10 protein-coding genes are annotated in these 12,519 nt (G+C 39.8%); 8 read left to right on the top strand and 2 right to left on the bottom strand.

The annotated features are described in order from the left end of the window. Nucleotides 1-300: 300 nt before the first annotated feature. On the bottom strand, nt 301-2,970 hold the full coding sequence (locus tag OS139_RS08560) for a YfhO family protein (RefSeq protein WP_325066877.1): 2,670 nt from the start codon (nt 2,968-2,970) through the stop codon (nt 301-303). Nucleotides 2,971-3,207: 237 nt separating this feature from the next. Beyond that, a complete protein-coding gene (gene rpmB / locus OS139_RS08555; protein ID WP_002290463.1) occupies nt 3,208-3,396 on the bottom strand; it encodes a 50S ribosomal protein L28 in 189 nt (62 codons plus the stop codon). Nucleotides 3,397-3,665: 269 nt separating this feature from the next. On the opposite strand from rpmB, the gene OS139_RS08550 reads away from it, so the two are divergent. From OS139_RS08550 to opp4B, 8 genes are all read left to right on the top strand, one after another. After that, nucleotides 3,666-4,028, top strand: coding sequence for an Asp23/Gls24 family envelope stress response protein (locus OS139_RS08550; RefSeq protein WP_002294298.1), 363 nt, complete (start codon nt 3,666-3,668; stop codon nt 4,026-4,028). A 51-nt stretch (nt 4,029-4,079) separates the two neighbouring features. Continuing rightward, entirely contained in the window at nt 4,080-5,762 is a 1,683-nt protein-coding gene (locus tag OS139_RS08545; protein WP_002301169.1) for a DAK2 domain-containing protein, read from the top strand. A 116-nt stretch (nt 5,763-5,878) separates the two neighbouring features. After that, the gene (gene recG, locus OS139_RS08540; protein ID WP_002301167.1) at nt 5,879-7,915 is read left to right on the top strand and encodes an ATP-dependent DNA helicase RecG; all 2,037 of its coding nucleotides are present in this window, start codon (nt 5,879-5,881) and stop codon (nt 7,913-7,915) included. 48 nt (nt 7,916-7,963) lie between these two features. Then, nucleotides 7,964-8,965 carry a phosphate acyltransferase PlsX gene (gene plsX / locus OS139_RS08535; RefSeq protein WP_002289721.1) on the top strand — a complete coding sequence of 334 codons (1,002 nt, stop codon included), beginning with the start codon at nt 7,964-7,966 and terminating at the stop codon, nt 8,963-8,965. Between the two features lie 121 nt (nt 8,966-9,086). Next, a complete protein-coding gene (gene acpP / locus OS139_RS08530; RefSeq protein ID WP_002294295.1) occupies nt 9,087-9,329 on the top strand; it encodes an acyl carrier protein in 243 nt (80 codons plus the stop codon). 267 nt (nt 9,330-9,596) lie between these two features. Beyond that, a complete protein-coding gene (locus tag OS139_RS08525) occupies nt 9,597-10,601 on the top strand; it encodes an ABC transporter ATP-binding protein (protein ID WP_002287889.1) in 1,005 nt (334 codons plus the stop codon). Further along, nucleotides 10,602-11,546 carry an ABC transporter ATP-binding protein gene (locus OS139_RS08520; protein WP_002287891.1) on the top strand — a complete coding sequence of 315 codons (945 nt, stop codon included), beginning with the start codon at nt 10,602-10,604 and terminating at the stop codon, nt 11,544-11,546. Next, nucleotides 11,546-12,508 (top strand): oligopeptide ABC transporter permease, encoded by a 963-nt coding sequence (opp4B, locus tag OS139_RS08515; protein ID WP_002287892.1) that lies wholly within the window; start codon nt 11,546-11,548, stop codon nt 12,506-12,508. The genes OS139_RS08520 and opp4B overlap by 1 nt, the downstream gene beginning before the upstream one ends. The last annotated feature ends 11 nt before the right edge of the window (nt 12,509-12,519 follow it).

The following is a 12,519-nucleotide window of genomic DNA, read 5'->3' as shown; positions in this document are numbered from 1 at the left end:
ATAAGAAGGAATTTACGAAAATTACTTCTCAAAATTTTGCAAAATTTCGGCTTATTTTCGAAGGAGCTACTTCTGGAACACCGTTTAAGAAAGAGGTCGTGAGCCTGTCATTTAACTCTGAGTCACAAGGAGCAATTTCAAAAAACAGCTTCTCATCTTTGATGAATATCGTGACTTGTGGACGAGGCGTTGATAAGTGAATCATCTTTTTGTTACCTATTTTTTCTGTAACCAAAAAACGATGGAACGTTGTTTTGATTGCCCTTGGTGCGGACAGTCTGAACAGGTTCCATCGTTTCTTTATTTTCTACGTCTTCTTCTGTGTGTGTTTCGTGGTTGTTCTTCTATTGCTGGATCAATCGTACCATGAAAGGGGCGATTGCGATTAAGATACCAGACATAAAGAACAAACAGTGCAATACATAGGACAAAAAGGATTGCACCTACCATAAATCCTTCAGGCAAGTAACTGAAAGTGACAGTATGTTTACCTGCTGGAACTTTTATCATCAAGAATGCGTCTTTGAAATTGCTGACCTTGACTGGTTTCCCATCAATTTTAGCTTTCCATCCTTTGTCATAAGGAATAGTTGTCACCAACATGGAATCTTCAGCGGTATTTACAGTCCCAGAAGCTTTTCTGCCAGTGGCTTCCATTTCGACACCTTTTTCTTTGATCTGATTCATTGCGGCTTGATAGGCTACAACATCTAGACCAACGACTTTAGGCTCCATGAAACTTATTTCTTTCGTCCCATAAAAACTTGCAGTAAATGTCACTGTTGTCTCTTGAGGATAATAGCCAAGATCATAGTATTGACCAGAAATGTTGATTTGCGTTTTTCGCGATGTACCATTGACAGTGATCGTCGCACTAGAACTTTCTAATTGTGCAAAATTGGTTGGGAACAAACTTAAGTAAGCTTGTGTATTTGCAGGCACATGGACTTCCCAAGTGAGCTCTTTTGGCTGGTTATCTGCTGTTTCTGAGTAAGTGACGCCAGTCGTTGTCTTTGTGATCGTCGTATTCAACTGATTCTTCAAAGTAGGTGTATAGAATGTAAAATACTGTTCATTTAAACCAGACAATGTATTGATCAAGTTTGTCTGACTGGTCAAATTATCTGTCACTGGCTGCTCAACATCATTAACGGACAACGGTGCAGTAAATGCTAGTGGCAATGCATTGACATTCTGATACAGTGTATAGTCGCCACTTTGACCAGCTTGGCGGAAGCCATATTTACTGAACGTGCTTTCGTTTTTAGAAATGTTATATTTGATTCCTGTAAACCCATCCATCAGCAAAGTATTATTGTTATAACGGATATTCAAATTTGTTCCTCTTGAACGGAAACCTAATTTATCCAGGTAAGAGGAAGAATTACGATTTCTTATAGAAGAAAACAAACTGATACCACTGTAACCATAGTTGATCGAATCGTTTGCAGATACTGGATCCAGATTTTCCAAGCGGTAAAACGAGTCGGAATCTTTTTTTGTTTCATTTACAAGAGCTTTCAAGTCAGGATAAGGATCAGTATATAAACTGCGGGAAGCATAATTCCAATCATCAAGAATGCCCTGGATCATACTATTCGTATTGACCAGTGCTTCAGCAGACATGATCAATAATAACAATATATTCAGATGATTGAATGAAAGTTTTTTATGCTGATAAAATCCCACAGCAAAAGCATAGATCCCTAAGAAAACCACTGTCAATACAAAGGAAGTCATCGTCACATAGGTGTAGCTTCCTTCAGGTTTGATGCCCCATGCCACCGCAAAGAGAGCAGCTACGACCAAAATGATTCCTAACAACAGCCCACGATCGTCTTGTTCTATCTTTTCCCATCCTTTTCCTGCAAGCAGGAGCACTAAGAAAGAGAACAGATAGGCATAACGGAATAAAAACATATTCGGTGCATGCATACCATGCCAGAACAAATTTAATGGAACAAGATAAAAACTTGCGATAAGTATGGCGAAAAGACTGCCGTACAAAAATTTATTTTTCAACGGTACTTTCCGACTGGCAAAATAAAACAGACAGAGGACTAATGGTAGCAGACCTGCGTAAACGAACGGAATCGATCCGTATTTTGTCGTGTCATAAACACCAATCATATTTTTCATGATCAGATCCAGATAAGAAGTCGCTTCTGTTTTCAACGTAGTGATCTGACTCAGTGCCTCGCCATTTGACCGAAGATCCAGCACTGCTGGCAATACAATGATCATTGAAGCGCCGCCTGCCAGTAAAGAAGTGATACCATAAGGAACAATCGTTTTTTTATATTCTGACCAGTTTGTCAATAGACGGGCGATAAAATATAAGAAAGAAAATACGCCAATCATAAAACCCATATAAAAACTGGATAAAAACAAGAGTAAATAACTGATAAATAAAAGTTTCGGCCGTTTAAGATCCATAGCACGATGAATCCCCAAAATCACTAATGGAAGATAAACAAATGCATCCAGCCACATGATGATCTCCGAATGTGCAGTGATAAATGAGATCAATGCGTAACTGACGCTAAGTGCAACATGCCCCCAGCGAGGAATCTTGAACGTACGTGCAAGAAACCAAAAAGCCAATCCGGCACAGCCGACCTTAAGCAAAGTCAGAACATACAGTGCATCTGGCATCATCTGGTTTGGAAAAAAGAACACCAGTGGCGTGAAGATCCCGCCTAGATAGTAAGAAATTAAAGATAAATAATTCAATCCTAGAGAAGCATTCCATGTATAAAAAATACTTTGCTTTCCAAGAAGAACATTTCGGAAGCTGGCATGAAAATTAGAAAACTGTGAAAAGGCATCACTTGCCAAAATACTTCTGCTGCTTCCAGGATAGATCCCGATACTTAGATAAACAAGTGCTAAAATCAAAAACGGAATCAGGAAACTAGCTGCTGCGTAGCGTCCGTTTTCTCTAAAGAATGACTTTAAATTTTTTTTCATATTTATTTTCCACCAAATTTCTATGAAGTTGTATTCAGTTTATCATATCCTTGTTTTTCTCTGCTTAAAAAGAGTCTAGTTTTCACAAAAAAATAAAATTTAGAATAAATAACTTCATAATTTGTTCGTATAACAAAAATAAACGCAAAAAAAGGGTAGGAATCAAAAGTCCCACCCTTAAAAATTTTTATTAAATAAAAAACCGTTCACTATCTGAACGGTCCAAGTATCATTCAATTAAACGCGTTCAACTTTTCCTGATTTCAAAGCACGAGTTGACACCCAAACTTTTTTAGGTTTTCCGTCGACCATAACGCGAACTTTTTGTAAGTTAGGTTTAACAGTACGTTTTGTTGAGTTCATAGCGTGTGAACGGTTGTTTCCACTTTTTGTCTTGCGACCTGTAAAGTAACAAACTTTTGCCATGGTAATTTCCTCCTTTGCCTTGATTTGGAGCAATAGAATAATTCAGCTCATACCAGACTAACATATCATATAGAATGGGAATTTGCAAGTACATTTTCATAGATACAATTGACAATTGAGAAGAATAATTGTAAATTAAACAAGGTTATACCTGAAATTTTGCAAGGTTTTTGAGTACTTTGGGTAACTGCCTTTTATTTCAAGTTGCGCTATGATAAAATATGATAGAAGAAAAATGGGAGTTTTTTACCCGTTAAGGAGGCTCATTCATGGCTGTAAAAATTCAAACGTCAGCTGGAACCATTGAAATTACCAATGATGTAATTGCAACAGTTGTTGGTGGCGCCGCGACAGATGTGTTCGGTGTTGTAGGAATGGCCAGCAAAAATCAAATTAAAGATAATATTACTGAGATTTTGCGTAAAGAAAATTACTCAAGAGGAGTAGTTGTCCGCCAAGAAGATAATGGTATTGCTGTAGATGTTTATACGATTATCAGCTATGGTACGAAAATCTCTGAAGTTTCCCGCAACGTCCAAGAAAAAGTGAAATACAATCTAGAGGCATTATTAGGCGTAACTGCCAATTCAGTTAATGTCTTTGTACAAGGTGTTCGTGTACTGCCAGACTAGGCAGGAGACTGGCTGGTAACTCAGCAGTCGATCTGAAGGAGGATTATCTAGGTGAGTGTAACAGAAATAAGTGCAAGCCAGTTCCAGGAAATGGTCCAGGCAGGTGCGAATCGTCTGCAAGTAAATGCAGAATACGTCAATTCATTAAATGTATTCCCTGTGCCAGATGGCGATACGGGAACAAATATGAATCTATCTATGACTAGTGGAGCTAAGGCAGTAGTAGATTCAACCTCAGAAAAAGTAGGAGAATTAGCAGCAATGCTTTCAAAAGGATTGCTGATGGGTGCGCGCGGAAATTCCGGCGTTATTTTGTCTCAATTGTTTCGTGGATTTTCTAAGCAAATTCCAGATGTTGTCTCATTAAATGCTTCTGATCTTGCTGCAGCCTTCACTCATGGAGTTGAAACTGCGTATAAAGCAGTAATGAAACCAGTAGAAGGAACGATTTTGACAGTAGCTAGAGAAGCAGCGAAAGCTGGAGAAAAGAAAGCAAAAAGTACTGATGATGTCGTTGAAGTAATGACAGCTGTTGTAAAAGGAGCAAAACGTGCTTTAGCTAAAACTCCAGACTTGCTTCCAGTCCTAAAAGAAGTCGGTGTCGTAGACAGTGGAGGGCAAGGACTGCTGTTTGTTTATGAGGGCTTTTTAAGTGCATTGAATGGAGAATTCCAAGCGGATGAAACATATGAACCTTCTCCAGCAGAAATGGATGATATGGTCAATGCAGAACATCATCGCAGTGTCCAAGGTCAAATGGCGACAGAAGATATCCATTTTGGTTACTGTACAGAAATCATGGTAAAAATCGGAGAAGGACCTACAGTCGATAGTACATTCGATTACGAAGAATTCCGTAACTATTTAGATGGTATAGGAGATTCTTTACTTGTGGTCAATGATGACGAGATCATCAAAGTCCACGTGCATACAGAAAACCCAGGAGAAGTCTTGAATTATGGACAAAAATTCGGTTCATTAGTCAAAATCAAAGTCGACAACATGCGCTTGCAGCATGAGACGATTTTGGAACACGATGAAGAAGTGAACGAGTTTGCGAAAAAAGAAACACCACGTATCCCGTATGGTATCGTAGCGATCGCTGCTGGTAAAGGCGTCCAAGAGCTGTTTGAAAGTTTAGGCGCTAATTATGTTATCAGTGGTGGGCAAACAATGAATCCAAGTACGGAAGACATTGTTAAAGCGATTCAAGAAGTAAACGCAGATAAAGTGATTGTCTTGCCAAACAATAAGAACATCTTCATGGCAGCTGATCAAGCAGCAGAAGTAGCAGATATCCCAGTAGCAGTTGTTCCTTCAAGAACGATTTCCCAAGGATTGACAGCTATGCTTTCATTCAATGATCAAGCTTCTTTAGAAGAAAACAAAGAAACGATGACAGAAATGTTGTCTAGCGTTGTGAGCGGTCAAGTCACTCACGCGATCAGAGATACCTCAATTGACGGTGTAGAGATCAAAGAAGGAGACTTTTTGGGCATGATCGATGGAAAAATCCTGATCTCTAACCCAGATATCACAGCAACAGCGTTAAGTACACTAGAACAAATGATCAATGAGGACACAGAGATCGTAACGATCTTGGCAGGTGATGAAGGAACAGTTGAACAAGCAAATGAATTTGCTGAGAAACTAACAGAAAAACATCCTGATTTGGAAATCGAGATTCACCAAGGAGATCAGCCTGTCTATCCTTATCTATTTTCTGCTGAATAATTTCTGTGTCAGAATATCTTTCTAACACAGTATTCATTCATAAAAGGCCTTCGGTTAGTGATCAGGTATGATCGCTGACCAAGTCCTTTTTTTGTTAAAGGAGGGAGGAAAAATTTATGCGTTCTTTAGATGATCCAATCACTATGCTGGCAGGAGTCGGAGAAAAAAGAGCAGCTAGTCTTGCCAGCTTGGGCATCCAAACGATTGAAGACTTACTGACTTATTATCCTTTCCGCTACGAAGATATTCAGGAAAGAAATCTAAACGAGATCCAAGATCAAGAAAAGGTTACTTTGAAAGGAATCGTAGTCTCGCCTCCTGTGATGAATCGATTTGGTTATAAAAAAAGCCGATTGCAATTTCGTATGATGCAAGAACATGATGTGTTCAACGTTTCTTTTTTTAATCAACCTTATCTAAAAGAAAAAGTCATTTTATCGGAGGAAATCGCCGTATACGGTAAATGGGATGCAAAGCGTAAAGCATTGAACGGGATGAAGATTTTAGGTTCTCAAACAATGGATGACTTTTCGCCGATATATCACGTCAACAAATCAATTCGTCAAACGACATTAGTTGATCTAATCAAAAAAGGGTTTCAAGAATACGGCACATTGATTGAAGAAAATCTGCCAAACAACCTTGTGGAGAAATATCGACTGCTTGACCGAGCTTCTGCTGTAAGAAGTATGCATTTTCCAAAAGACCACGAAGAAAACCATCAAGCCAAACGACGTGTCGTTTTTGAAGAGTTCTTTTTATTTCAAATGCGTCTTCAAGGATTGAAAAAAGCAGAAAAAGCAGAAACGAATGGTTTGGAGATCCTTTATGATGTCCAAAAATTGAAAGAATTTACTCAAAAGCTACCTTTTGAACTGACAAATGCACAAAAACGTGTAACGAATGAAATCTGTCGGGATCTTCGCAGTCCGCAGCATATGCAGCGACTTTTGCAGGGAGATGTAGGTAGCGGAAAAACAGTGGTTGCCGCGATTGCGTTATACGCTACCGTTACAGCAGGTTTCCAAGGTGCGTTGATGGTGCCTACAGAAATCTTGGCACAACAACATATGGAAAGCTTGCAACAGCTGTTTGATCCCAATGAAGTAACCATCGCATTGCTTACGGGGTCAACGAAAGCAAAAGAACGTCGTGAGCTCCTTGAAAAACTAGAGCAAGGGGAAATTAACATCGTGATCGGCACACATGCATTGATCCAAGATGGAGTCGAATTTCAGAATTTAGGTCTAGTTATTACGGATGAGCAGCACCGTTTTGGCGTGAACCAGCGGAAAGTACTTCGTGAAAAAGGCTGGCGACCAGATGTCTTATTTATGACAGCGACTCCGATTCCTAGAACATTAGCTATTACAGCATATGGTGAGATGGATGTATCTATCATTGATGAACTTCCAGCTGGACGTATCCCGATCGAAACACGCTGGGTAAGAACACCTCAATTGGACAGTGTACTGGATTGGACGAAAAAAGAACTGGCAAGAGGACATCAAATGTATGTCATCTGTCCGCTGATTGAAGAATCAGAAGCATTAGATGTAAAAAATGCAGTGGAAATCTATGAAAAACTTCGTGAACTATTTGCACCAAAATATGAAGTTGGCTTGTTACATGGTAAAATGAAGAATCAGGAAAAAGAAGTAATCATGGAAGCCTTCAAAGACAACCAGATGCAGATATTAGTTTCGACTACTGTAATTGAAGTAGGGGTAAACGTGCCGAACGCGACCGTCATGCTGATCATGGATGCGGATCGATTTGGATTGGCACAGCTGCATCAACTTCGTGGACGTGTTGGACGCGGAAGTGATGCTTCCTACTGTATCTTAGTTGCTAATCCTAAAAATGAACTAGGTGTGGAACGGATGAAAATCATGACAGAGACCACCAATGGTTTTGTACTAAGCGAAAAAGATCTGGAATTACGTGGTCCTGGTGAAGTATTTGGCTTCCGTCAATCTGGTCTGCCTCAATTTGCGATTGCTGACTTGGTGACGGATGGAAATGTTTTGGAGGTAGCCAGAGAAGAGGCTGCAGCCCTTTGGCAGATAAAGGATTGGCAGATGCTTCCTGAGTATCAGCCTTTAGCGCAAAGCCTCCAAATAGAAAATCAGGATAATCGTTATTTCGATTAGCAGACTGTGCTATACTTTATACTGATGACGGAAAAAGGAGTGGAAACAATGAAAATTGCCGTAGATGCAATGGGCGGAGATCACGCACCTCAAGCAATTGTAGAAGGCGTGGCTTTAGCGCAGCAAGATTTTCCAGAAGTAGAATTCTTACTTTACGGAAAAGAAGCAGAAATCAAGAAATACTTAACAAATGAAAAAAACATCACGATTATCCATACAGACGAAAAAATCAATAGTGATGATGAGCCAGTAAAAGCAATTCGACGAAAAAAGACTGCATCAATGGTCCTTGCTGCACAAGCAGTGAAAAACGGTGAAGCAGATGCTGTATTTTCAGCAGGGAATACAGGCGCGCTACTAGCAGCAGGGTTGTTCATCGTAGGACGTATCAAAAATATCGAACGCCCTGGCTTGATGTCTACCTTGCCAGTAGTAGGGAAAGAAGGTGCCGGTTTCGATATGCTGGATCTTGGCGCTAACGCAGAAAACAAACCAGAACATTTGTTGCAATACGGTATTCTAGGTTCTTTTTATGCACGTAAAGTCCGAGGTATCGGACGTCCTCGTGTCGCACTCTTAAACAACGGAACAGAAGCAACAAAAGGTAGTGAAGTGACGAAAAAAGCCTATGAACTCCTTCAGAATGAAACAAGCTTGAATTTTATTGGAAACGTAGAAGCTCGTGAGCTACTCAATGGTGTGGCTGATGTAGTGGTCACAGATGGATTTACAGGCAACGCTGTTTTGAAATCTATTGAAGGAACAGCAATGAATATGATGAATCTATTAAAATCTGCTATTCTAAATGAAGGGATCAAAGGAAAAATGGGCGCTATGCTTTTAAAAGACGGCTTACGTTCTTTGAAAGCAGAAATGGATTATTCCAAACATGGCGGTGCCGTTTTGTTTGGCTTGAAAGCACCAGTCATTAAAACTCATGGAGCAACAGGCCCCGATGCTGTTCGCTATACGATCCGCCAAATCCACACAATGCTTGAGACAGATGTAGTTGGACAATTAGTCGAACAATTTGAAAAAAGCGAAGAATAGTATTTGGATATCTGAAGCAATCCGTTCCATTGAAAAAAAGGTGGACATTCCTGAAAAATGCCAGTAAAATTAGCCATGGTGTAGGTAATTGACAAGTGTATGATTCTTGGAGGTGAAAAAGTTGACTCGCGAAGAAGTATTTAACAAAGTAGCGAAAATTATTTCAAATCATTTTGAGATAGATACCGATAAAGTGACGGATGAATTGAACATCAAAGATGATTTAAAAGCTGATTCAATTAGTATTATGGAATTCGTTTTAGAGCTTGAAGATGAATTCGGTACGGAAATTTCAGATGAAGATGCTGAACAAATTGAAACAGTCGGTGGCGCAGTAGATTATATCAGCAGCCATCTTAAATAATTTCAAATAAAAGCAAAGAAGGATAAAAAGCTGCATACAGCTTTTTATCCTTCTTTTTTTAATCTTTTTGACACGTAAAAGTCATTTTTCTGATAATTCTGGCGATAAACAGAAATTATGTTGCAAAGTAAAGCGATTTTCTATATAATTATTAATAATTCATTACACAAAGATAAGAATAACCTTTGTTATAAAACGCTTTATTCTGTGTAATGTCCTTTTTTATTAAGAAAAACTTCCATTTAGGAAGCAGAGAGGGGTATTCGATTGTCCGATAACCAATTATTAGAAGTTCAGAACCTACATACAGGATTCCGACTCAAAGATGACTATTACGATGCAGTAGATGACGTTTCATTTACTTTAGACAAAAACGAGATTTTAGCAATCGTTGGGGAATCTGGGTGCGGGAAAAGTACCTTGGCTACTACGATTATGGGATTACTTGATCCTAATAACACAAAAATTACAGGTGAGATTTTATATAACGATCTGAATTTAATCGACCTGAACGAAACGCTCTATAATAAAATCCGCGGAAATGATATCGGAATGATTTTCCAAGATCCGTTGTCTGCATTAAATCCTCTCATGAGAATCGAAGACCAGATCAAAGAAGGACTTTCCTATCACACAAAGATGAATGCAGAACAGCGTCAAGCTCGTGCACTAGAATTGCTAGAACAAGTAGGGATTCCTAATCCTGCGAGAGTTGGACGCCAATATCCCCATGAACTATCAGGCGGTATGAGACAACGTGTCATCATCGCAATCGCAATCGCCTGCAAACCTCCAATCGTCATTGCAGATGAACCGACGACAGCCCTAGATGTAACCATCCAAGCACAGATTCTTGATTTACTGAAAGACCTTCAGGAAGAAACAAAAACAGGGATCATCTTGATCACTCATGACTTAGGAGTCGTAGCAGAAATGGCTGATCGAGTGGCAGTGATGTATGGCGGACAGTTCGTTGAAGTAGCGGGTGTAAAAGAACTGTTTGATCATCCTAAGCATCCTTATACACGCTCTTTACTGAACTCTATACCACAAGAAGGAAATCATGATGCAGAACTCCATGTGATCGAAGGTGTCGTTCCTTCTCTGAAAAACATGCCTCGTAAAGGTTGTCGGTTTGCACCACGTATTCCATGGATACCAGCAAGCGATCATGAAGAAGAGCCTATCCTTCATGAAGTCGCACCGAACCACTTGGTACGTTGCTCCTGCTATAAGCATTTCCACTTTAGAGACGAAAAAGGAGAGGTGTAGATGACAGAATTAATCACAATCAAAGACCTGAAAGTTCATTACCCTATTCGCAGTGGATTCTTCAATCGAGTAACGGATCATGTATATGCTGTAGATGGTGTGGATTTTATTATCGAAAAAGGAAAGACATATGGTTTAGTGGGAGAGTCTGGCTCTGGAAAATCTACTACGGGAAAAGCCGTTGTGGGATTAGAAAAGGTGACAGCCGGACAAATCATGTATGAAGGAAAAGATGTAACGAAGCGAAGCAACCGCAAAAAAATGGGTTATAACAAGGATGTGCAGATGATCTTCCAAGATTCAATGTCCAGTTTGAATCCTAAAAAGCGAGTGTTGGATATCATTGCTGAACCCATCCGAAATTTTGAACGATTAAGCGATCAAGAAGAAAAGAAAAAGGTAAAAGGACTGCTAGATATCGTTGGGATGCCGGAAGATGCGCTATATAAATATCCTCATGAATTTTCAGGCGGACAACGTCAACGTCTAGGAGTAGCCCGTGCTGTTGCTACCAATCCAAAACTAATCGTAGCCGATGAACCTGTATCTGCTCTGGATCTATCTGTTCAAGCGCAAGTATTGAATTTCATGAAACGAATCCAGCAAGAATACGGCCTCAGCTATTTATTCATTTCACATGATTTAGGTGTAGTAAAACACATGTGCGACAACATCGCAATTATGTACAAAGGTCGATTTGTAGAAATCGGTACAAGAGAAGACATTTATAATGACCCGCGACATATCTATACGAAACGTCTGCTTTCAGCTATTCCGCAAATCGATGTAGAAAATCGGGAAAGCCACAAAGAAAATCGACGAAGAGTAGAACAAGAGTATATCCAAAATCAAAAAGAATACTATGATGCGACTGGTCGAGTCTACGATTTGCGTACGATCACAACTACACACAAAGTGGCGTTGAAAGATGGAGGTGCAAGCTAATGTGGAAAACGATTCTGCGACGTGTTTTATTGATGATCCCGCAAGTTATTATTTTAAGTGTTCTGATCTTCTTATTAGCCCAAGCGATGCCGGGGGATCCATTTACCGGTTTGATCAATCCAAATCAGGATCCGGCAGTGATCGAACAGATGCGACAAGCAGCTGGCTTGAATGACCCATGGTATGTCCAGTACTTCCGTTGGATCGGAAATGCTTTGCAAGGCGATTTTGGTCAAAGTTTCTTATACAAACGCTCTGTTGCTGACTTGATCGGCGAACGGATCATCAACACTTTATATCTATCGATCTTGACAGTTGTCCTTACTTATTTGATTGCTGTGCCTCTGGGGATGCTTGCTGGCCGGTATCAAAATTCAATCTTGGATAAGATTGTCGTAATCTACAACTTCTTTAGTTTTGCTGTTCCTTTATTTATCTTCGGCTTGATCATGCTATTTGTTTTTGGTTATCGTTTAGGCTGGTTCCCAACAAGTGGATCACAAACACTAGGTTTGCAAGGTGGATTTATCACTCAATGGATAGACCGTTTGAAATATATTCTGTTACCATCAATTACCCAAGCATTTTTGGCGACTGCCGTCACAATCCAATATCTGCGAAGTGAAGTAATCGATTCGAAATCGCTCGATTTTGTCAGAACAGCCCGTTCCAAAGGGGTACCGACGAATAAAGTATTCAGTCGACATATTTTCCGAAATGCAGCGTTGCCGATGGCTTCTCAAATGGGGTATGAAATCACTTCGTTGATTGCTGGTTCTGTAGTTATCGAAAAGATTTTTGGTTATCCGGGAGTCGGAAAACTATTTATTGATTCCATCGGCCAACGGGACTATACCGTGATCACATCCTTAGTATTGATTTTAGGAATCGCGACGCTAGTGGGGACATTACTTTCAGATATCATCATGAGTATCGTTGACCCGCGTATTCGGATTCAATAAAACCAATCAGA

It is taken from the genome of Enterococcus sp. E4-223, from assembly GCF_035727065.1.
In the GTDB taxonomy this organism is placed as follows: Bacteria; Bacillota; Bacilli; order Lactobacillales; family Enterococcaceae; genus Enterococcus_B; species Enterococcus_B faecium.
Note: the sequence above shows the minus strand (reverse complement) of the source record. Positions and strands in the feature narration are given on the sequence as shown.

What these genes read in the sequence shown, in the direction of transcription:
- OS139_RS08560 (WP_325066877.1), bottom strand. Translation starts at nt 2,970, where the DNA reads ATGAAAAAAAATTTAAAGTCATTCTTTAGAGAAAACGGACGCTACGCA.
- rpmB (WP_002290463.1), bottom strand. Translation starts at nt 3,396, where the DNA reads ATGGCAAAAGTTTGTTACTTTACAGGTCGCAAGACAAAAAGTGGAAAC.
- recG (WP_002301167.1), top strand. Translation starts at nt 5,879, where the DNA reads ATGCGTTCTTTAGATGATCCAATCACTATGCTGGCAGGAGTCGGAGAA.
- plsX (WP_002289721.1), top strand. Translation starts at nt 7,964, where the DNA reads ATGAAAATTGCCGTAGATGCAATGGGCGGAGATCACGCACCTCAAGCA.
- opp4B (WP_002287892.1), top strand. Translation starts at nt 11,546, where the DNA reads ATGTGGAAAACGATTCTGCGACGTGTTTTATTGATGATCCCGCAAGTT.
- OS139_RS08550 (WP_002294298.1), top strand. Translation starts at nt 3,666, where the DNA reads ATGGCTGTAAAAATTCAAACGTCAGCTGGAACCATTGAAATTACCAAT.
- OS139_RS08520 (WP_002287891.1), top strand. Translation starts at nt 10,602, where the DNA reads ATGACAGAATTAATCACAATCAAAGACCTGAAAGTTCATTACCCTATT.